The organism is Embleya sp. NPDC008237 (assembly GCF_042956465.1).
Classification (GTDB): Bacteria; Actinomycetota; Actinomycetes; order Streptomycetales; family Streptomycetaceae; genus Embleya.
The window spans coordinates 553,089-573,201 of the sequence record NZ_JBIBGL010000002.1; the positions used below are offsets into that span (position 1 = coordinate 553,089).

Annotated in this window: 22 protein-coding genes and 1 riboswitch; of the genes, 6 read left to right on the forward strand and 16 right to left on the reverse strand. The window is 72.9% G+C overall.

Going from position 1 to position 20,113, the window contains the following annotated elements; all coding sequences use genetic code 11:
- Positions 1-2: 2 nt before the first annotated feature.
- The 4 genes from ACFZBU_RS05600 to ACFZBU_RS05615 form a co-directional block, all read right to left on the reverse strand.
- Positions 3-2,321 carry a ribonucleoside-diphosphate reductase subunit alpha gene (locus tag ACFZBU_RS05600; protein WP_391582447.1) on the reverse strand — a complete coding sequence of 773 codons (2,319 nt, stop codon included), beginning with the start codon at positions 2,319-2,321 and terminating at the stop codon, positions 3-5.
- Between the two features lie 76 nt (positions 2,322-2,397).
- Positions 2,398-2,645: riboswitch (cobalamin riboswitch) on the reverse strand.
- Between the two features lie 358 nt (positions 2,646-3,003).
- A complete protein-coding gene (locus tag ACFZBU_RS05605) occupies positions 3,004-3,192 on the reverse strand; it encodes a hypothetical protein (protein ID WP_391582184.1) in 189 nt (62 codons plus the stop codon).
- A 184-nt stretch (positions 3,193-3,376) separates the two neighbouring features.
- Positions 3,377-4,072, reverse strand: coding sequence for a G/U mismatch-specific DNA glycosylase (mug, locus tag ACFZBU_RS05610; protein WP_391582185.1), 696 nt, complete (start codon positions 4,070-4,072; stop codon positions 3,377-3,379).
- Positions 4,069-4,893 carry a GNAT family N-acetyltransferase gene (locus tag ACFZBU_RS05615; protein ID WP_391582186.1) on the reverse strand — a complete coding sequence of 275 codons (825 nt, stop codon included), beginning with the start codon at positions 4,891-4,893 and terminating at the stop codon, positions 4,069-4,071. Before ACFZBU_RS05615 ends, mug begins: the two co-directional genes overlap by 4 nt.
- A 201-nt stretch (positions 4,894-5,094) precedes the next feature.
- Between ACFZBU_RS05615 and ACFZBU_RS05620 the strand changes: the two genes are divergently transcribed.
- A complete protein-coding gene (locus tag ACFZBU_RS05620) occupies positions 5,095-5,472 on the forward strand; it encodes a VOC family protein (RefSeq protein WP_391582187.1) in 378 nt (125 codons plus the stop codon).
- Positions 5,473-5,610: 138 nt separating this feature from the next.
- Here the strand turns inward: ACFZBU_RS05620 and ACFZBU_RS05625 are convergent, their stop codons facing one another.
- The gene (locus ACFZBU_RS05625; RefSeq protein ID WP_391582188.1) at positions 5,611-5,769 is read right to left on the reverse strand and encodes a hypothetical protein; all 159 of its coding nucleotides are present in this window, start codon (positions 5,767-5,769) and stop codon (positions 5,611-5,613) included.
- Positions 5,770-5,921: 152 nt separating this feature from the next.
- On the opposite strand from ACFZBU_RS05625, the gene ACFZBU_RS05630 reads away from it, so the two are divergent.
- Entirely contained in the window at positions 5,922-6,626 is a 705-nt protein-coding gene (locus tag ACFZBU_RS05630; RefSeq protein ID WP_391582189.1) for an MOSC domain-containing protein, read from the forward strand.
- Between the two features lie 73 nt (positions 6,627-6,699).
- Here the strand turns inward: ACFZBU_RS05630 and ACFZBU_RS05635 are convergent, their stop codons facing one another.
- Complete coding sequence (locus ACFZBU_RS05635; RefSeq protein WP_391582190.1) at positions 6,700-7,344, reverse strand: LysE family translocator; 645 nt, start codon at positions 7,342-7,344, stop codon at positions 6,700-6,702.
- 293 nt (positions 7,345-7,637) lie between these two features.
- On the opposite strand from ACFZBU_RS05635, the gene ACFZBU_RS05640 reads away from it, so the two are divergent.
- Positions 7,638-7,979 (forward strand): S26 family signal peptidase, encoded by a 342-nt coding sequence (locus tag ACFZBU_RS05640; RefSeq protein WP_391582191.1) that lies wholly within the window; start codon positions 7,638-7,640, stop codon positions 7,977-7,979.
- A 174-nt stretch (positions 7,980-8,153) separates the two neighbouring features.
- Positions 8,154-9,845: a dihydroxyacetone kinase family protein gene (locus ACFZBU_RS05645; protein ID WP_391582192.1), complete on the forward strand. Its 1,692-nt coding sequence runs from the start codon at positions 8,154-8,156 to the stop codon at positions 9,843-9,845.
- Between the two features lie 272 nt (positions 9,846-10,117).
- Here ACFZBU_RS05645 and ACFZBU_RS05650 read toward each other — a convergent pair whose 3' ends face one another.
- The 5 genes from ACFZBU_RS05650 to ACFZBU_RS05670 all read right to left on the reverse strand — a co-directional run bounded on the left by ACFZBU_RS05650 (position 10,118) and on the right by ACFZBU_RS05670 (position 14,180).
- On the reverse strand, positions 10,118-11,128 hold the full coding sequence (locus tag ACFZBU_RS05650; RefSeq protein ID WP_391582193.1) for a serine hydrolase domain-containing protein: 1,011 nt from the start codon (positions 11,126-11,128) through the stop codon (positions 10,118-10,120).
- Positions 11,125-12,069 (reverse strand): DUF6895 family protein, encoded by a 945-nt coding sequence (locus ACFZBU_RS05655; RefSeq protein ID WP_391582194.1) that lies wholly within the window; start codon positions 12,067-12,069, stop codon positions 11,125-11,127. The genes ACFZBU_RS05650 and ACFZBU_RS05655 overlap by 4 nt, the downstream gene beginning before the upstream one ends.
- A complete protein-coding gene (locus ACFZBU_RS05660; protein WP_391582195.1) occupies positions 12,066-12,803 on the reverse strand; it encodes a hypothetical protein in 738 nt (245 codons plus the stop codon). The genes ACFZBU_RS05655 and ACFZBU_RS05660 overlap by 4 nt, the downstream gene beginning before the upstream one ends.
- Before the next feature lie 54 nt (positions 12,804-12,857).
- Positions 12,858-13,043 carry a hypothetical protein gene (locus tag ACFZBU_RS05665; RefSeq protein WP_391582196.1) on the reverse strand — a complete coding sequence of 62 codons (186 nt, stop codon included), beginning with the start codon at positions 13,041-13,043 and terminating at the stop codon, positions 12,858-12,860.
- 249 nt (positions 13,044-13,292) lie between these two features.
- The gene (locus tag ACFZBU_RS05670) at positions 13,293-14,180 is read right to left on the reverse strand and encodes a virginiamycin B lyase (protein WP_391582197.1); all 888 of its coding nucleotides are present in this window, start codon (positions 14,178-14,180) and stop codon (positions 13,293-13,295) included.
- A 223-nt stretch (positions 14,181-14,403) separates the two neighbouring features.
- Between ACFZBU_RS05670 and ACFZBU_RS05675 the strand changes: the two genes are divergently transcribed.
- Positions 14,404-15,012, forward strand: a complete 609-nt coding sequence (locus ACFZBU_RS05675) for a TetR/AcrR family transcriptional regulator (protein WP_391582198.1) — start codon at positions 14,404-14,406, stop codon at positions 15,010-15,012.
- Positions 15,013-15,175: 163 nt separating this feature from the next.
- Here ACFZBU_RS05675 and ACFZBU_RS05680 read toward each other — a convergent pair whose 3' ends face one another.
- The 3 genes from ACFZBU_RS05680 to ACFZBU_RS05690 form a co-directional block, all read right to left on the reverse strand.
- The gene (locus tag ACFZBU_RS05680) at positions 15,176-15,976 is read right to left on the reverse strand and encodes an APH(3') family aminoglycoside O-phosphotransferase (RefSeq protein ID WP_391582199.1); all 801 of its coding nucleotides are present in this window, start codon (positions 15,974-15,976) and stop codon (positions 15,176-15,178) included.
- Between the two features lie 163 nt (positions 15,977-16,139).
- Positions 16,140-17,123, reverse strand: a complete 984-nt coding sequence (locus tag ACFZBU_RS05685; RefSeq protein WP_391582200.1) for an acyltransferase domain-containing protein — start codon at positions 17,121-17,123, stop codon at positions 16,140-16,142.
- A 98-nt stretch (positions 17,124-17,221) separates the two neighbouring features.
- On the reverse strand, positions 17,222-17,833 hold the full coding sequence (locus tag ACFZBU_RS05690; RefSeq protein ID WP_391582201.1) for a GNAT family N-acetyltransferase: 612 nt from the start codon (positions 17,831-17,833) through the stop codon (positions 17,222-17,224).
- A gap of 72 nt (positions 17,834-17,905) precedes the next feature.
- On the opposite strand from ACFZBU_RS05690, the gene ACFZBU_RS05695 reads away from it, so the two are divergent.
- Entirely contained in the window at positions 17,906-18,649 is a 744-nt protein-coding gene (locus tag ACFZBU_RS05695; protein ID WP_391582202.1) for an SDR family NAD(P)-dependent oxidoreductase, read from the forward strand.
- Between the two features lie 83 nt (positions 18,650-18,732).
- Here ACFZBU_RS05695 and ACFZBU_RS05700 read toward each other — a convergent pair whose 3' ends face one another.
- The gene (locus tag ACFZBU_RS05700; protein ID WP_391582203.1) at positions 18,733-19,257 is read right to left on the reverse strand and encodes an HD domain-containing protein; all 525 of its coding nucleotides are present in this window, start codon (positions 19,255-19,257) and stop codon (positions 18,733-18,735) included.
- Between the two features lie 22 nt (positions 19,258-19,279).
- Positions 19,280-20,074, reverse strand: coding sequence for a L,D-transpeptidase family protein (locus tag ACFZBU_RS05705; protein ID WP_391582204.1), 795 nt, complete (start codon positions 20,072-20,074; stop codon positions 19,280-19,282).
- Positions 20,075-20,113 lie beyond the last annotated feature (39 nt).

The following is a 20,113-nucleotide window of genomic DNA, read 5'->3' on the forward strand; positions in this document are numbered from 1 at the left end:
GCTCACGTGCACGCCTCACAGGCTTCGGGGTTCTCCAGCGAGCACGCGATGACCTCCAGGTCGGAGATCTCCTCGACCGGCGCGGCCGAGGCCTGCGCCGGCACGGTCGCCTGCTGGATCCGCGTCGCGGGGCGCGAGCGCAGGTAGTACGTGGTCTTGAGACCGGTGGACCACGCGTAGCGGTACATCGAGGACAGCTTGCCGATGGTCGGGTCGGCCATGAACAGGTTCAGCGACTGCGACTGGTCGATGTACGGCGAGCGGGCCGCCGCCAGGTCGATCAGCGCGCGCTGCGGCAGCTCCCACGCGGTGCGGTACAACTCGCGCACGTCCTCGGGGAGTTCGGCGATGCCCTGGACCGAGCCCTCGGCGCGCTTGATCCGGTCGCGGACCTCGGGGGTCCACAGGCCGCGGGCCTTGAGCTCGCGCACCAGGTACGCGTTGATCTGGAGGAACTCGCCGGACAACGTCTCGCGCTTGAACAGGTTCGACACCTGCGGCTCGATGCACTCGTAGGCGCCCGCGATCGAGGCGATGGTCGCGGTCGGTGCGATCGCCACGAGCAGCGAGTTGCGCAGGCCGTGTTCGGCGACCCGGTCGCGCAGCGCATCCCAACGCTTGGTTTGGGTCGGCTGGACGCCCTCCCACAGGTCGGGCTGGAGCCGACCGCGCGCGGCGTGCGTCTGGGCGTAGGCGGGGTGCGGGCCATGTACCTCGGCGAGCGCCGAGGAGGTCTCCAACGCGGTGAGGTAGATCTCCTCGGAGATCAGCGTGGACAGTTCGCGTGCCTCGACCGAGTCGAACGGCATGCCGAGCGTGAAGAACACGTCCTGCAGGCCCATCAGACCCAGGCCCACCGGGCGCCAGCGCGGGTTGGACGCGGCGGCCTGGTCGGTCGGGTAGTAGTTGATGTCGATGACCCGGTCCAGGAAGACCACAGCGGTGCGAACCGTCGCGCGCAGCTTGTCCCAGTCCATGCCCTCGCCGGCGACCACGTGCGCGCCGAGGTTGACCGAGCCGAGGTTGCACACGGCCGTCTCGCCGTCGCTGGTGACCTCCAGGATCTCGGTGCACAGGTTGGACAGGTGCACCACGTTGCCCGGCTCCGCGGCCTGGTTGCAGGTGCGGTTGGCCGCGTCCTTGAAGGTCATCCAGCCGTTGCCGGTCTGCGCGAGCGTGCGCATCATCCGGGCGTACAGGTCGCGCGCGGGCATCTGCCGGACGAACCGGCCGTCCCGCTCGGCGGCTTCGTAGACCCGGTCGAACTCGGCGCCCCACAGATCGGGCAGTTCGGGCAGCTCGTTCGGGTCGAACAGCGACCAGACGCCGTCCTCCTGGACCCGGCGCATGAACAGGTCCGGCACCCAGTTGGCCAGGTTGAGGTTGTGCGCGCGGCGCGCGTCCTCACCGGTGTTCTCGCGCAGTTCGAGGAACTCCAGGATGTCCGGGTGCCACGTCTCCAGGTACACGCAGGCCGCGCCCTTGCGCCGGCCGCCCTGGTTGACCGCGGCCACCGACGAGTCGAGCGTCTTGAGCCACGGCACGATGCCGTTGGAGTGCCCGTTGGTGCCGCGGATCAGCGAGCCGCGCGAACGCACCCGCGACCATGCCACGCCGATGCCGCCGGCGAACTTCGACAGCCGGGCGATCCGCCCGTACATGTCGTAGATCGACTCCAGCTCGTCCTTGGGCGAGTCGAGCAGGTAGCACGAGGACATCTGGGTGTGCACCGTGCCGGAGTTGAACAGCGTCGGTGAGCTGGGCAGGTAGGCGAGCGAGGACATCAGCCGGTAGAAACCGATCGCCTCGCCGGGCTCCCGGGCCAGGCCGCACGCCACCCGCAGCAGGAAGTGCTGCGGCGTCTCGACCACCTTGCGCGAGACCGGGTGGCGCAGCAGGTAGCGGTCGTACACGGTGCGCAGGCCGAAGTACTCGAACCTGCGGTCGCCTTCGGCGTCCACGGCGGCGTCCAGCTCGGCGGCGTGCTTCGCGACGAACGCCGCGGTCTCCGCGCCGATGACGCCCTCCCGGCGACCGAGCGCGATGCCGGCGCTGAACGAGGTGACGCCGGCCGCCAGGGCCTCTTCCGCGATCCGGCCGGCGAGCAGGCGCGCGGCGAGCCGCGAGTAGGCGGGCTCCTCGGCGATCAGCTCGGCCGCGGTGCGCACCGCCAGGTCCGCGGCGGCGCCCTTGTCCGCGCCCTCGTTCAGGCCCGCGACGACCCGGCGGACGACCCGATCCGGATCGACCTCCGGCAGATCGCGCGCCTGGGTGCGCACCAGGGTTGCCAGTTGGTCCTCGGGGCTTTCGTCGATCCGCATCCGGGTCGCGCCCACGCTGTCCACAACGGTCACGTGCTCTCTCCTCGCGAGCTCGTACGTACAGGTGACCCCGCGCCCGAAGGCACGGGCAGCCGGCAGGTATTCGGACTCGCGGGCATGCCGGGGCACCGCCGGGCACGGCGTGCTCGGCGGGCCGCGGAGTACCTAGTGGTCGTCGCTTCCCGAATGTCTCTCGACGTTCGGCGCTCCATGACGACGTTCGTTCCCGCTCACCGCTGCGGGGCAGTTCCGGCTTCACACCGGATTCCCTCTCGCGTCGCCCTTCCCCTGAGGGAACGGCGAACCAGCTGCGTCGCAGAGCATATATGTAGTGGCGGGGTGGTCGTTGCACCCCCAGGTGTTGTGTCGTGTCGCGGTTCTCGGCGTACCACGGATCGCCACCGGCGGGCCCGCCACCGGCGGTGCGGCCCCCGGGGCACCGGGTGCGGCGGTGCCCTGCGGGCGGTGTGGGACCGGCTCCCGCCGGATGCCCGGCACGACGGTACTCGCGTGCACCGCGTCGAGCGGTCGCGCGACACGCCGGCGGCGCGGTGTCGTGGGGCCTGCCGCATCCGCCGCGAGGGCGGCGGCCGGGGCGACCCGAGAACGGGTCTCCGCGCCGCGCCCGGCGGGCGGCGGAGGCGGTCGGGCGGTCCGCCGCGGGCGCGGGCGGTGCGCGGGCTCAGGGACGGCCGGTCCGCGGCCCGGAGTACGGCGGGCGGGCGTGTCGGGCCGGGCGGTCGTGCGGTCGGTCCACCGCTCCCGGCACCTCCCGACCCGAGTCGCGCCACTCCGCGACCAACGCCTCGTAGACGGGGGTCTCGATCGTCTCGGTGGGCCACGGCCCGAACGGGGCCCGCAGGATCTTCATGCCGACCCAACCGCGCGAGGGGGCGTGAAGTAACCACCAACCGGGTGATGCCACTCGGTCGGTTGACGTATCGACTCGGATACAGGTAGCCGAAACGGTCCCGACTCGCCCGGGAACCCGGGCTCCGGGCATCGGGCATCGGCGGACGGCGTGCCGTCGCGCGGGACCACCGGCCCCGGCCGCCTCATGCCGGCGGCGCGGCGCCCCGCCCCTCGGGACCCGCCGGGGCTTCCGGAGCCGCTCGGCGCTCGGCGGCCCCGTCCGCGCCCGAGGAGTCCGGATCGCTCGCCGCCCGGAGTTCGGCGAACGCCTCGCCCAGCGCCGCCGCCGTCCAGTGCGCGTTCAGGCCGCTCGGGTTCGGCAGCACCCAGATCCCGGTGTCGCCGATCGTCTCGTGCTGCCGGCCGACCACCGCCTTCGGCCGGCCGAAGCCGGTCCGGTACGCGCCGATGCCCAACACCGCCAGCCAGGCCGGTCGGTACCGGTGCACCCTGGCCGTGAGCGCCGCGCCGCCCGCGATGTACTCGTCCTTGGTCAACTCGTCCGCGCGGGCGGTGGTGCGGGCCACCACGTTGGTGATGCCGAGACCGAGCGCGAGCAGCTCGTCCTGCTCGGTCGGAGCGAGCAGGCGAGGTGTGAACCCGGACGCGTACAGCGCGGGCCAGAACCGGTTCCCCGGACGGGCGAAGTGCCGACCGGTGGCGCCGGACCACAGGCCCGGGTTGATCCCGCAGAACAACACTCGAAGGTCGGGCCCGATCACGTCCGGGATGCTGCGCCCGTGTGCCGCGGCCAGCTCGGCGGCGGTGGGGTTGCGGCCCGGCGGGATGGGCAACACGAGCGCTTTCGCGGGGCCCGGCTCGGGCTCTTTCGCGCTCATGGTGCCTCCGCGATCAGCGCCGTGCCCACCGATCGGAAGCCGAGCCGGCCGTACATGCGCGCCACGTCCTCGTCGCCCGCCGACAGGAACACCGTGTCGTTCCCGCCGTCGAGCGCATGCCCGGCCAGCTCCCAGGTCACCGCCGCCGCGAGGCCGCCGCGTCGGGCCGCGGGGAGCGTGGCCACACCGACGATCTCCGCCGTGTCGTACAGGTGCTGGTAGCTGCCCACGCACAGGGGCCCGGCCGGGCTGTACGCGGCGAACATCACCGTCTCGCCGGAGCGCAGCCGCTCGTTGAGGTAGGACAGCAGATTCGGGTCCTGGCCCAGGGCGGTGGTGTCCCGCTCGGTGGGGCCGTCGGTTCCGGACGCGGTGCCCGGGTTGGCGAACCCGACCGTCGCGACGCTGTGCACGATCGCCAAATCGGTGGCGTCCGCCCGGACCCGACGCACCGTCACCAGATCCGGCAGGTCCGGGCGTTCGCTGGGTCGCTCGGTGGGATCGAGCACCATCAGCGGGTGCTCGTGCACGTGCAACTCGGCTTCGATCGCCGCTGCCCGCAGCGCCGGGGTGGTCTCGTCGACCCATTCGAACGACTCGGGCACTTTCAACTCTCTCTGCCGCGCCCGCACCGCGCGGACGTCCGCGGCGGTGGGCTCGACGGAGCTGCCGAGCGTGGGTCGTGCGTAACGGGGCCATCCCTGGCCCTCCCGGACGAACAGGGTCAACCCGCCGAACGTCTCCGTACGCGTGGCCCGGCGAGCCACCGCGTCGTAGAACGTCTCCAACTGGGCGCGCACCTCTGCGGCGGACTTCGGCATGCGGGCCAGTGTGACACGCCCGCCCGCTCCGATTCCGGGCCGGTGGGCCCGACGCGGACGGGTCGAGCACGTGGTGGTCGGCACCCTTCGGCCCGGGCCGACACGCGCTCGCGCCGGTGTCCGGGCGGCAGGTGATCCGGGCCCGCCCGCGGGCGGTAAATTCCGTTGGAGCGAGCGATGGCGCGTCACACAATGGCGGGCATGGCCATTTCCCTGCACCACATCGTCATCGACGCACACGATCTGCCGGGCCTGGCCCGTTTCTGGGCCGACGTCCTGGGGTGGGAGATCCTGTCGGAGCGCGAGCGCGAGGTGGTCATCGGGACCGAGCCGGGCGCGCCGATCGGCATCTGTTTCATGCCGGTCACCGACGTCAAGACGGTCAAGAACCGGCTGCACCTGGACCTGACCCCGGGCGCCGGGCCCGGCGAGCGGGAGGCGGAGATCGAGCGGGTCGTTGCGCTCGGTGCCCGCCGCGTGGACGTCGGCCAGACCGGCACCGAATCGTGGACCGTACTCGCCGACCCGGAGGGCAACGAATTCTGCGTCGTGCGGGCCAAGCGGACCCTGATCGGATGAGCACCGCTCCCGCTCGACTGCGGGGATGAACACGAGGTCGCGGCTTTCGTGGCACCTTGCGCGCGTTCGACCGCAGGAGCCGGGGCGCGCGCGCCGGATTCGCCTGCGAGCGCGGTGCGTTCGCCCCGGTCGGTCGGATCAGGCCGGGTTGCTCGGCGGGTTGCCCGGGCCCTGCCCGCGACCGCCGCGGCGGCGGGCGAGGCGGTCGCGCACGAGCCGACGGCCCTGCTCGACCTGTCGCGGATTGCGGCGGATGTAACTCTGGATCTTCTTGAGCGTCTTCGACAGCGAACTCATGTCGTGGTCCCTCCCTGAAGCCCGGACAGACGGGCCCCGGCGCCCCCGAGGGCGCCGATATCAGGTATTTGCCCGAGTCCGGCCCGCATACGCGGTCGGCGCCGCCGCAATCGGCCCGATCCGGGCCGCCGTCGGCCCGGTAGCCTGCTGACATGTCGCACGTGATCTCGGTGAACCTCGCCCGGCCACGACCCAATCCGGCCAAGTCCGGCGTCGGGACGACCGGAATCGACAAACGACCCGTCGACCATTCGGTCGCCGTGCGCGCACCCGGATCCGGACCCGGGGGACTGGGCAGCGGGCTGGTCGGCGACGGCGTGTACGACCGGCACAACCACGGCGGGAACGATCAGGCCGTCTACGCCTATTCGCGCGAGAACCTGGACATGTGGGCGCGGGAGCTCGGGCGCGAGCTGGGCAACGGCAGCTTCGGGGAGAACCTCACCACGTCCGGCCTGGACCTGGAGGCCGCGCTGATCGGCGAGCGTTGGCGGGTGGGCGCGGCCGGCGCGCTGTTGGAGGTGTCCGTCCCGCGCATACCGTGTGCGACCTTCGCGCTGTGGCTGGACGAGCGCCGATGGGTGCGCAGGTTCACCGAACGGGCGCTTCCCGGTGCCTATCTGCGGGTGATCGAACCGGGCGAGATCGCTGCGGGGGACACGATCACGATCGTCTCCCGTCCGGCCCGCCACGACCTCACCATCGGCGAGTGTTTCCGGGCCCTGACCACCGAGGCCGACCTGCTGCCCCGACTGCTCGACGTCGCGGAACTGCCCGACCACGTACGCGAGGTGGCCCACAAGCGCACCGTCGCGATACCCCCGCCGGACCTGTTGCCCGCACCGGGCGCCGAATAGCCGGCCCGCCGCGCGGCCCGCCCGTTCCCGCCGCGGTGCCCGGTCGGTCCGGGACGGTGCGTGGCGCCCGGGGTCACGCGGCCGCCGGGTGGCTGCGATCGGTGGCCAACTTGACCGCGAGCCCACCCAGGACGGTGCCCATCACGTAGCGCTGGATCCGCAGCCAGGACGGCCGCCGGGCCAGGAACACCGCGATCGTGCCGGCCGCCAGGACCAGGATCGTGTTCACCGCGAGACTGATCAGAATCTGGATCGTGCCCAGGGCGAACCCCTGGAGCAGCACGTGTCCGGCGGAGGGGTCGACGAACTGCGGGATCAGCGACAGGTACATGATCGCGGCCTTGGGGTTCAGCAGGTTCGTCACCAGACCCATCGTGAACAGCCGCCGATTCGAGTCCGGGGCGAGCTCCTGCGGGGCGAACGCCGAGATCCCACCCGGCCGCAGCGCCTGCCACGCGAGCCAGCCGAGGTAGCCGGCACCGGCGAGCTTGACCGCGGTGTACAGCTCCGGCACCACCAGGAACACCGCGGACAGGCCGAGGTTGGCCATCGACATGTAGATCAGGAAGCCGAGCCCCACACCCAGCAGCGACACCAGGCCGGCCCGGCGACCCTGGGTGATGCTGCGCGAGGTCACGTACATCATGTTCGGCCCGGGCGTCAGCACCATCCCGAGCGCCACGGCGCTCACCCCGAGTATCGCGCTGGTCTCGATCACACTCGCCCCCGCAGGTGGTACGGGCAGTGGCCGCAATCCTCGCCGCCGCCGTTCGCTGGTCGGGCAATTCTGTCCGGTCCCCGCTTTTCCCGGCAACCGGGTTGCCCGGTGGTCGCCGGCGCGCGGGATCGGCCCCCATCGCCCCGGATCCGTGAGCCGGTGGACATGTCGGCATCCGAGGACGGTGTTCGCCGCGACGAGGGCGTGCGGGCCGATACCCGCAGGCGGAAAAAACCCGTGGCAGGCTCGGCGCCCATCCGTCATCCTGGTGCGCGATGGGGATGATGGACAGCATGGCCGCCAAGGTGGCGCACGGCGCCACCGTCGAGTTTCGCCCGCGCGGGGCCTCCATGGTTCCGCTTATCCGCAGTCGCCAACTCGTGACCGTCGCGCCGGTCGATCCGGCCCGCCTCGAAATCGGCGACATCGTGCTCGCCCGGGTCGCCGGAAAGATGTACCTCCACCTGGTCTCCGCGCTGGACGACACCCGCGCGCGCGTACAGATCAGCAACAACCGGGGCCGCGCCAACGGCTGGACGTCGCAGGCCCGGGTGTACGGGATCTGCGTGTCGGTGGACGGCGTCCCACGCCCGGGGGCGTCCCGGAAGGTGCGCGCGCCCGTGTCGATGGAGTAGTGCGCGCCGCCGCCGGCCGGCGCAGCCCGTCGGCCGGCGGCGGCTCGGCGTGCCTCGGTGCGTCGGGAACGGTGCGGCCCCGCCGGGGCACGCGGGTCTCGCGCACCCGGTCGCACACGATCCACGACCCCCCGATGGGGTTGGTCCGGCGCGCTTCCAGGTAGAGATTCAGCCATGAAGAAGCTGATCAATGCCGCCCGCGACGTCGTGCCCGAGATGCTCGAAGGCCTGGCCCTCGCGCATCCCGACATCGCGCTGCTGGCCGATGCGAACGTCGCGCTGCGCGCCGACGCCCGGGCCCATGCCGAGCGCGGCCGGGTCGCGGTGATCTCCGGCGGGGGAGCCGGCCACGAACCCGCGCACGCCGGGTACGTCGGGCCCGGGATGCTCACCGCGGCCGTGTCGGGGGACGTGTTCACCTCACCGTCCACCGACACCATCCTGGCCGCGATCCGCACCGTCGCCGGGCCGGCGGGCGTGTTGCTGGTGGTCAAGTCGTACACCGGGGATCGGCTCAACTTCGGGCTCGCCGCCGAGTTGGCGCGGGCCGAGGGGATCGCGGTCGAGACCGTCGTGGTCGCGGACGACGTGGCGCTCGCGAGCGGCGACGACACCGCGGGACGGCGGGGCATCGCCGGGACGGTGTTCGTGCACAAGGTGGCCGGCGCGGCGGCGGAGTCCGGCGCGAGTCTGGCCGAGGTCAAGGCCGAGGCCGAGGCGGCGGCGGGCGCGGTCGGCACGATGGGCGTGGCACTGACCCCGTGCACGGTGCCGGCGGCCGGCCGACCCGGGTTCGAACTCGGCGAGGACGAGGTCGAACTGGGCCTGGGCATCCACGGTGAGGCGGGTGTGCGGCGGGACAAGATCGCCTCCGCCGACACGTTCGTCACCGAACTGCTCGATCGGATCGTCGCGGAGACCGGCCTCGCGGCCGGCGACCGGGTCGCGTTGCTGGTCAACAACCTCGGCGGCACCCCCACGATGGAGCTGGACATCGTGCTGCGGGGCGCCGTGCGCGACCTCGCGGGTCGGGGCCTGGTCCTGGAACGGGCGTGGCGCGGCTCGTTCCTGACCGCGTTGGAGATGGCCGGCATGTCGTTGTCCCTGCTTCGGGTCGACGACGCGCGGTTGGCCCGCCTGGACGCGGCCACCTCGGCCCCCGCCTGGCCGACCCCGGTGGCGGGCCGCGTGGGTGAGGTCACCGTGCTGCCGGCCGCGCCCGCGCCCGGCAGCGCCGACGCGGGCACCCCGCTGACCGAACCGACCCCCCTGACCCGGGCGATCGAGGCCGTCTGCGCGGCGCTGACCGAGGCCGAACCGCACCTGACCGAGCTGGACCGGATCGTCGGCGACGGCGACCTGGGCATCAGCCTCGCGCGCGGGGCCGAGGCGATCGGGCGCGAATTGCCGGGCTACGGCGGCGGTTCGCCGGCCGCCGTGCTGCGCGGCCTGGCGGACACCGTGCGGCGGGCGCTCGGCGGCACGTCCGGCCCGCTGTACTCGGTGCTGCTCCTGCGTGCGGCCTCGGCCGTGGCGCAGGACACCGGGCCGCGCGGGTGGCGCGAGGCCCTGGCCGCCGGCGCGCGGGCGATCGGCGAACTCGGTGGTGCACAGGTCGGCGACCGGACCATGCTGGACGCCCTGGTACCGGCCGGCGAGGCGCTGGTCGGCGGTGCGAGTCTGGCCGAGGCGATCGACGCGGCCGCAGCCGGCACCGAGGAGACGGCCGGCCGCAGTGCCCGTCGGGGTCGCAGCAGCTACCTCGGCGACCGGGCGATCGGCACCGTCGACCCGGGCGCCGAGGCCGTGGTGATCTGGCTCCGCGCGATCGCCGAATCGCTGGACGGCGAGGCGGAGCGCGCGTAACGACCGACCCGGCCGGGCCGCACACGCCGCGCCTTCGGGCGCCCGAATCGCGACGGCGCCCCGGCCGGGATCCGCCGTCCGCCCGGCCGGGCAGGGGAGTTCGGGCTACGCCCTCGGGGGGCGCCGCCCCGGATCGTGTCCGCGACCGTGCCCGACCAGTCGGGGCGGGAGGCTCGCGTGCGTTCGGGAACCTCGGTGCGCTGGAGGCCCGTTCGCGCTCCCGAACCCCGTCCGTGCTCCCGAACCCCGCTGCGTGGGCGGCCCGCTCGGGTTCAATCCGCCATCGCCGTCGCCGCGAGGTCGCGCAGGCACTCGTACGCGACCTGGAGGAACGGCGCCCGCGGTCCCGCCGCCGTGTTCGCCAGCGCGGCCAAGGCGACCCCGGCCTGGGGACTGAAGCCGACGAATGCGGTGAAGCCGCGGGTCGCCCCGCCGTGGAAGAGCAGATCGTGACCGGTTCGCGGGCGCAGGTTCCACACCAGACACAGCCGATCGTCGGTGTGCGGCGCGACCAGCCTGGGACGGTGTACCTGGACCAACGCCTCGGCGAGCGAGGCGGGTCGCACGTCCGTCGGATCCAAGTGCGCGGCCAGATACCGGGTCAGGTCCGTCCCGGTGCTGCGCAGCGCCCCGGCCGCCGGCAGCCCCGGCATCCGCCACGGCGGTCGGGGCCGGCCGCGCAGATACCCGGTCACCTGCGGCCCGTTCGGGTCGCACGTGGTCATCGTCAGGCCCAGCGGCACGCCCAGCCGGGCGACCACCAGATCCGGGTAGGGCTGCCCGGCGGCGCGCGCGAGTGCGTGTCCGAGCAGGCCCACGCCCAGGTTGGAGTAGGACACCCGGGTGCCCGGACGCGCGTGCGGCCGGGCCCGCCCCAGCAGCGCGAACAGGCGCTTCTCGTCGTAGCCCGCGTAGGGGTTCGAGTACCACGCCGGCAGCGCCGTGCGCAGCGAGCCACGCGGGAGCCGCGGCAACCCGGAGGTGTGCGTGGCCAGGTGCAGCAGGGTGATGTTCGAGGACCAGCGCGGGCGCGCTGTCGGCGGCAGGTAGGTGATCAGCGGATCGTCCAGCCGCGCCTCGCCGCGGGCGACCGCGTCGGCGAGCAGCAGCCCGGTGAACGTCTTGGTCACCGACCCCAGTTCGAAGCGGGAGTCGGCATCCACCGCCGTTCCGCGACACGCCACCGAGTGTTCGCCCGCCCGGATGGTGGCCACCACGAGCGCACCCGCCGCCGGCGCGGCCCGCAGCAGCGGCGCGATCGGCGCCGCGTTCGTGTCGCTCACCCGAGTGCGGGGGCGGGCGCGGCGCCCAGCGAACGGGCCAGCGTCACGGTGCCGGCCACGACCGCCACCACCGCCGTGTGCTCGTGATCCTTGAACGCCCGCTGCGGATCCTCGTCCACCGGATCCGCGTCGCGCGGGAGCAGGCCGTTCGGGTGCTGCGCCGCCGCGAGGGTCTGCCATCCCTGGGCGTCGCACACCGGTTCGGCCAGGCACGCGTCGACGATCAACAACTCGCCCACCAGGTCGTACTGGGCGACCTCCGCCCACACGTCCACCCAGACCGGCAGCCACACCCGCAGGTAGTCGCGGATCTCGGCGGGCAACAGTTCGGGGTACGCACCCCAGTCGGTGATGTGGAACACCGCGTGCGTCATGTGGTACGCGGTCATCCAGTCGATCACCCACGGCTCGGGGGTCATGCCCAGCCACGAGTCGGCGGCGAGCGCGGGCCAGTTCGGCCGGCGGGCCAATCCGGCGACCCGGCCGGCGTTGGCCACGGCGAGTCGGCGGTTGGGCAACATCTCGATCGCGTGCACCGAGCGCAGCTCGGCCAGATGCGCCCACAGCCGATCCATCCGCTCGTGCCGGATGCCGGCCCGGACGAAGTGCGCGTACGTCTCCAGCGGATCGGTCACCAAGGGGTGCCGCACCTGGCGTTCGTACAGGAAGTCCCCGTCGCGGAACTGCCCCCACGCGAACTCGATCAACTCGCGTGCGGCGGCCAGGTCGCCGGGTCCGGCGACTCCCTCGCGCAACACGAGGGAGGTCGCCAGCGCGATCTCGCCGAGCGGCTTGTACGCGCTGTCGCGGTCGTTGAAGTCGACCACGGTGTGCGTGGGCAACGGGCCGAACCGGGCGTTGTCCTGTAGCCAGCGCAGCGCCCGCGAGCCGATCGTGTGGGCGGTCTTGAGCACGTCGCCGCGCACGATTCCCCCGGTCATGACTCCTCCAGTCCGGTCACGTGTTGGGCGATGCGGGTGTCGAGCACGGTGCGGGTGCTGCCGCCGCCGAACAGGCGCACGTGCCGCAGCAGCGGGTGCAACTCCAGCGGGACGGCGACGCCGTCGGCGGCCAGCAGGGCGAGCCAGCGGGCGATCCGCGCGGCGGTGCGGTAGTCGCGGCGCAACATCGCGCGCACCACCCCGCGGGCCAGCGACTCGGCGTTGCGCCGCGCCGCGGCGTGGATCGGGCCGTCCAGGCCGGGCAGGGCCAGGGAGGACAGTTGCGCCATTCGCACCGACCATGCCTGCCAGGTCGTGGCGTCGGCGACCTGGGCGCCGTCGCCCGGCAGGGGCACGTCCACGGCCAGGCCGAAGCGGGTCAGGGTGTGCGCGGTGGCCCAGTCGCGCCACGTGATGATCCACGCGGTATCGGGCGAGGCGCCCAGCGTGTCGGGCGGGAACACGGTGAACGCGCGGGCGGCGGCCTCGGCCTGATCGGCCGGCAGCGGCGTGCCGCGCAACACGTGCGGGGCGAATGCGTCGGAGCCCAGCACGCGCAGGCCGGGCAAGTCGGCGTCGGGGTCGTGGGGTTCGGCCAAGCGAGGATCGGCGGGGGCGAATCCGGCGGGTACGACCGTGCCCTCGACGTCCATGAGGACGCCGAGGGCACGGCCTGCCACTCGCTCGACCGCCGCCGTGTAGTCCTCGTGTGGCGAGGTGTCGGCGAAGGGCATGGGTGTGATCAACTTCCCGTCGGAACCGGTGATGTCACGGACATCCGGTCCGGCCTAACGCTCCTTCGGGGGCTTCGGCGACAGCAGCAGGCCGAGCACCAGCAGTCCGCCACCGATGTCTTCCGGTGCGAACAGCGGCGCGTCACTGATGGTCGTCTCCTCCTCGATCATGAGCGTCGCGACGGTACCCGCCTGGGTCGGCGTGACCGACGCGGGCTGACGGATGTGTTGAGTAAGCATCGGGTGCTCCCTCATCGTGACTTCACCGCCGGGCTCGGCGATGCCCCCGTGTCCCGACCATAGGCACTTTTTGCGACGATTTGCATCATTTGGTGACGGGCCGCGTGTCCTGCTTCCCCGGTATGCGCGGGCGCGTTCGGGGGCGCATCCGGGGAGCGCGGTGTGTCGGCGGGGTCTTGCGGCGGGTGTGCGCGCGGAGTTTGCCGCGACCGGGTGAATCGGTGCCCACCAGCGGCGTTTCGGCGTCGTTCAGGGGGTGATCCGGGCCAGGGCGCCGATTTCCAGGGCGACCCAGATTGCGCCGTCGGGACCCTGGACGAGCCCGTGCGGTTCGGCCGCGGGGGTCGGCAAGTCGTACTCCGTCAGAGTGCCCTCGCCGGAGAGTCGGCCGACCCGACCGGTGCCCCACTCGGTGAACCAGCAGTGCCCGGCCGTGTCCAGCGCGACCGCGTGCGGGCGAGACTGCGGGTCCGGCAGCGGGAATTGGTGGTACTCCCCGGTGGGGCCGAGCCGCCCGATTGCGCCGGCGCCGATCTCGGTGAACCACAACGAGCCGTCCGCGGACGCCGCGATCCCGACCGGGGCGGCGCCCTTGGTGGGCAGCGGATGCACGGTCACCTCGCCGGTCGTGCCGATCCGCCCCAGCGCATCGGCGGCGTTGAGGGTGAACCACAGCGCGCCGTCGGCGCCGGCGGTGATCGCGGACGGGAACGCGTCCGCGATCGGCAGCGCGAAGCCGGTGACGTTTCCGGCCGGGTCGATCCGGCCGATCCGGTTCGCGGCGGTCTCGGTGAACCACAGCGCGCCGTCCGGGCCGGAGGTGATGCCGAACGGGCCGGATCCCGGGGTGGGCAGGTCGAAGTGGGTCACCGCGCCGGCCGGGTCGATCCGGCCGATCCGATGCGCCTTGTACTCGGTGAACCACAACGCATCGTCGGGGCCCACGGTCAGTACGGTCGGCCCGCATGCGGGGTCGCCGAGGTCGTGGGAGGTGTGCGTCCCGGTCGGGTCGAACCGGTCGATCCGGCCCGCGTGCACGAGGGTGAACCACAGTGCGCCGTCCGGGCCCAGGGTGATCGCGTACGGGCCGGACTCGGGCCCGGTGAGCGGGAATTCACGGATGGTGGCGGTCGTCATACGAGCTTGTTCCCTCGGTCGGGCGGATCGGGCGGTGGTGAGGCGATTGGGGGCAGCGCGAGGCGGAGCATTGGTTTCGGCTAATGCAACATGGTTGCGTTAGAATGAGTGTGACGGATGGAGAAGCACTAATGCAACTGGGTTGCTTTTGGTCGGCCCGGATGTGGGCGGCACGGATGCCGACGCGGATCCCGGTGGGGTCGGCCCGGCCGGGGTGCGGCGCGTGAGCGGCGTCGGCGGGGCGCGGCCGGGAGGGCGGACCGCGCGGACGCGGGACGCCGTGCGGCGGGCCACGTTGGCCGAATTGGCGGACAAGGGCTTCGACGGACTGACCGTGGAGGCCGTCGCCGCGCGCTCGGGGGTGCACAAGACCACGGTGTATCGACGCTGGCGGAACGCGGCCGGGCTGGCCGCGGACGCGTTGGATCTGGCGGCGGAGGAGGCGTGGCCGCTCCCGGACACCGGCACCGTGCAGGGCGACCTGCGAGCGATCACCGCGATGGTGGTGAGCGGCTTCGAGGACCCCGAACGCGGGCCCACCGCACGGGCGTTGGTGGTCGCGGCGGTGCACGAGCCGATCACGGGCGAAGCCCTGCACGGGTTCCTGACGGGGCGGCTCGCGCAGGCCGAGGAGGTGGTCGAACGGGCCATCGCACGGGGCGAGTTGCCGGTGGGCACCGATGCGGGCGAGGTGGTGCGCACGGCCGTGGGCGCGCTCTACTACCGGTTGTTCATCACGAACGAGCCGGTCTGCGCCGGGCAGGCACGGCGCTCGGCGGACGCGGCGGTGGTGGCGGCGCGGGCAGGGGTCTTCGTCCGCGACCAGGCGTGAGCGGGCCGCAGTCGCGGGGCGGCCCGTGGTGGAAACCGCCCCGACGGCCGACGAGCCGGTCGAGCGCCTGCCGCGGGAGACGCTCGACCACCACGGGAGAACCCGACCGCGACGACCGGGCCCGGCCGAGGACCGGGCCGCAGCTTCGTTCGGCGGCGGGTGGTCAGCAGAACTCGTCGAGCAGGCGGTAGAACCGCAGGCGCTTCGGGTCGAGGGTGCCCTGCGGGTCGTAGCGGGCCAGGAAGCGGGCCGCATGGGCGGGCGAGTACTGCGCGTGGTCGTCGTCGAGGAGGCTGCGGGTGAGCAGGGCCGGGTCCGCGTGCCGGTCGGTGCGGCCCAGTCGGCCGAGGTCGATCAGGCCGGTCACGCGCAGGGTTTCCGGGTCGAGGAGGATGTTGGGCGGGCAGTAGTCGCCGTGCCCGACGACCGGGTCCTCGTCGGCCGGGGTGGTTGCGACCAGTTCGGCCAGGAGTTCGGCGCCGGTGCGGCCGACGAGGTGTTCGTCCACGTCGTCGAGGTCGACCAGGCCGGCCGCGACCGCGTGTTCGGCGGCCGGGGTGGTCACCGCAAGAGTGCGGTCGAACGGGCAATCCGCGACCGGGAGTTCGTGCAGGGCGCGGGCCATGTCGGCGATCGCGTCGACGACCGCGTCGCGCCGGTCGACGGGCCACGGGTCGTCCGCGGAGCGGCCGGGCACGGCGCGGGTGAGCAGCCAGCCGCCGGGCGCCTCGACGTCGTGGTCCAGGATCTCGGCGACGGGGAGCCCGTGCTCGGCCGCCCACAGGCCGCGAGCCACCTCGGCGGAGAGATGGAACCCGGAATCCGGATGCGGGCTCGGCGTGCCGATCTTGAGGTAGAACTCCTCACCGTGCCGACGCAGCCGATGCACACCGGCTCCGGACGCGCCGACCGTGACCGGCTCCCACGCATACGCCGCGAACCGGCGCCGAAGATCGTTCGTCACCTCGCCATCCTCACCCGCCGGACGCCTTCCCGCCGGCGAATTTCCCCGCCTGCTCCGAGACGTTGCGGGTGATCCCGGAATCGGCACGACGAGCCCACGGCGGACCGTACGAGCTCGTCGCGTGCTCGGCGGGTTCGTGTTCGACCGGGGGCCGGTGGTGGGGTCAGAGTTCGAACCAGCCGGTGTGCACGTGCCAGTGTCGGCCGGCGCGGATGTGGTCGCCGATGGCGCGTTGGAGGGTGGTGTCGCGGGGGAGGGACGCGAGGGGCAGGTCGGGGTCGCCGAAGACGAAGCCGATCGGAGCGGCGTCGTCGGGGCTTCGGTCGTCCGACTCGGCGTACAGGTGGAAGCGGCGCTGGAAGCGGATGATGTTGGAGTGCTCCGGCAGGTATTCGCGCAGTTGCGGATCCAGCAGCCACGAGCCGCACACCGCGAGCCGGTAGCGCTCGGTCGGGTAGTGCCGCGGGAAGAACTCGCGGGCCAGACGCAGCGATTCGTCGCAGGCCGCCGGGGTCAGCGGGCCGTGGAAGTCCGGGATGTGCAGCGCGAGCGCGGGATCCTGCGGCCGGTAGGCCAAGCCCCGTTCGGCAGCGCTCGTGGCGGCCCGTTGGAGCACGAACGAGCGTTGGAATTGCAGCCGGCCCAGCTGATAGAGCTCACCGCGAAAGTGCAGTTTGGGCCAGTGCAGCGCGAACAACCCGCCGATGCCGAGCCGGCGCCGGTGCACCGCGACATGCCGGCCGAGGTCGGCGAGCGTGCGGCGGGAGACCTCGTCGGGGATGCCGAGGGAGCGATGGTAGGCCAGCACGAACGGGCGCGCCGCGATGAACACGTACACGTGGAACCAGCGCCCGACCGGACCCCACGCGGCCGGCAGCGGCGGGACCTCCAGGTGCCGCTCGACCGTGCCGATCCCCGCGACCAACGCCCGGACGGCTCGTTCGAACACCTCGCGCAGTTCCGGATCGGCGAGCAGTGCCGCCCGGGTGGCGACGAGTTCGTTGAAGTCCTCGTGCGGGACGGACAGGTCCAGGAGCGTCGCGATCAGGTCGTCGTCCGCGGGCAGGACCACCTCGACGCCGGTCGCGAAGTCGGCCAAGCCGTTCACCCACGCGGCCGACCGCGGATCCGCACGCAGTGATTCCATGCCCGGCGCCGAACCGTTCGACCGGCTCCGATCGGCGTCCGAGCCGGACCCTGCCCGTGCGCCGCGCCGGCGCCGGCCCGCGGACCCGCGCCACCCGGTCACGCGGGGGGTGTGCGCAGATCGACGGAACAGAAGACCTTGTCGTAGCGGGCCGATCCGACCGCCACGAAATCGTGCAGCCGGCCGTACTCGACGAAGCCGAGCGAGCGGTACAGGTGGAGTGCGTTCGCGTTGTCCCCGCGGGCGTCGAGGGTGAGGATCTCGATCGCCTCGGCGCGCGCGTCCTCGATCAGTGCCGTGGTGAGCAACCGGCCGACGCCGCGACCGTGCGCCGACGGGGTCACCGCGAGCTTCTCCAGGTCGGCATTCGGGCGATGGGTGGGCCGGGTGTAGCGGCGCCAGTAGCCGAAGCCGAGCAGTTCCTCGCCCGCGTACGCGAACCGCACCGACGCGTTGCCGGCGCGCTGGGCCGCGGCCAGGTCGGTGAGCAGCGCGGCCACCTCGGCGCGCGGGGGCGGGGCGACCCAGCCGAGTGCGGCGCCGCCCAGGACCAGCTCGGCCAGGATCGTGTGCAGCGGCTCGACCGCCTGCTCGGCGGTGTCCGGTGCGCGCAGCACGATCGGCCGCTCGTCCGCGGCCCTGTCGGGTTTCGCGTTCGTCCCCGCCGTCGTGGTCCCGGCCGAGGCATCCGCGTTCGTGTTCACCGTCACGGACGCAAGGCTATTGAGTCCGGGCGGATCGTGGGGAGCGGGGCCACCGGCCGGATCCGGCAGACTGTGCGGGTGAGTGGAACCGTATTGGTCCTCGGGGGCCGCAGTGAGATCGGGTTGGCGGTCGCCGAGCGGCTGGCCGCGCGCGGGGCGCGCACCATCGTGTTGGCGGCGCGCCGCAGCTACGACCTCGACGACGAGGAGGCGCTGCTGCGCAAGGCCGGCGCCCGGCACGTGGATCGGGTCGAGTTCGACGCCGACGACCTGGCCGGGCATCGGCCGATGCTGGACGAGGTGATCGCCCGGCACGGGCCGCTGGACATCGTGGTCACCGCGTTCGGCATCCTCGGTGATCAGCGCCGGGCCGAGCTGGACGCGGCGCACGCGGTCGCCGTCGTGCACACCGACTACACGGCGCACGTGAGCATCCTGACCCACCTGGCCACGGTGCTGCGCGCGCAGGGGCACGGCCGGTTGATCGTGTTCTCGTCGGTGGCGGGTGTACGGGTGCGGCGCGCGAACTACGTGTACGGCTCGGCCAAGGCCGGTCTGGACGGCTTCGCGAGCGGCCTGGCCGATGCGCTCGCGGGCAGCGGGGTGCGCCTGCTGCTGGTCCGGCCCGGCTTCGTGGTGGGTCGGATGACCGAGGGCATGTCGCCCGCACCGCTGTCCAGCACCCCGGACCAGGTGGCCGACGCGACGATCCGGGCGCTGTTGCGCGGCAAGGGCGAGGTGTGGGTGCCCGCCGTGCTGCGACCGGTGTTCGCGGGCATGCGGGTGATGCCGCGGCGGCTGTGGCGCAGGTTGCCGCGCTGAGCGACCCGAGGACGCGCCCCGTGGCGGCGGCACGGTGGCGGCGGGCGGCCGACGCCTGAGGTCGTCGCGGGATCTCGCGGTGTTCAGAACAGCGGCGTGTCCGTGTCGATCGTGGTCAGGAAGTCGTCGAGGGACTGGAAAATCTCCCACTCCGGTCGCCCGGAGGCGGTCGCGAGCAGCGTGACCAGGGCCTGTTCCAGCTCCGCGACCCGCTTGCCCTTCCAGGCCTTGTCGGCCAGGCTCACGAGCAGTTCGTCCGGATCGTTCGGATCCCACGCTGCGTGCGTGCGGGCGAAGCGGGCCCGGGCGGGCGGTACGCCCTGGGCGGTCAGCAGGTCGTAGCCGGCCTGCTCGTGGCACGAACCGGGCCCGGCCAACTCCGCCGGATGCAGGGTCTTGCCGATGTCGTGGGTGGCGGCGCCGAACAGCACCGCGTCGCGGTCGAAGGCCAGGCCCGGGTGGTTCGCCGCGACCCAGTCGCAGAGCCGGTACGCGACGTCATGCACGATGCGCAGATGTTCGACCAGGCGCGGACAGGGCGTGAGTTGATCCAGGAGGACGGCCACTTCGGCGGGCAGTGGACGGAGCTTGGCGGAGGTCACCCGCACAGGGTAGGAGTCCCGTCCGACATCAGGAAGCGGGGCCGCCCAGGGCCAGGGTCGTCGCGTCGCCCATGACCACGATCGGGTGGGCCGCCGGATCCAGTGCGCGCAGCAGCTCCGGCAGCGCCTCCTGCGGCAGGGTCACGCAGCCGTGGGTGGGGCCGTCGTGGTCGATGTGCAGCCAGATGCCACCGCCGAACTCGTCGCCGCGCGGGCGGGTCGGGTCCAGGGGCGAGGTACCGCGAACCCGGTTGTAGTCGATCGCGATCACGTGGTCGAAGGTGCCGGCGAGCGGTTCGCCGGCGAATCCGGTGCCCTCGATGGCGAAGCCGTCGGACCGGTCGTAGGAGAGCCTGGTGCCGGGGTCGGGGCGCAGGCCGCCGGCGTCGGTGAGCGTGAAGACGCCGATCGGCGAGCGGAGGTCGCCCTCGCGGTGGTCGGGCGTCCAGCCGAGCCGGCCGTTGCGCGCGGGGTGTGTGCACTCGATCTGCCAACCGCTCGATTGGCGGGTCCAGAACGAGGCCATGGCGCGGTCGCTGTCCGGGTGTTCGCCGACGACCAGCAACAACTGGGTGGTCTCGGCCGGGATTTCGGCTTCCCAGCGGGGGCCGATGCCGGCCGGGACGGTGGCCGGGAGCGGCGATCGGCCCGGGAGCGGAACGGCGTTCGGGTCGGGGGTGGGACCGCCGGCGGTACCCGCGAACGCGCCGGCGTCGTTGCCGTGACCGGATCCGGCGGCGGAGGCGTTCCGGGCGGCGGGCACGGCCATCAGGGCGAGTGCGATCGGTGCGGTGCGGAACAGCGAGCGTCGGGAGATCGTCATTCGGCCACGACTACCCGCTCTCGGTGAGCTATTCGTGCA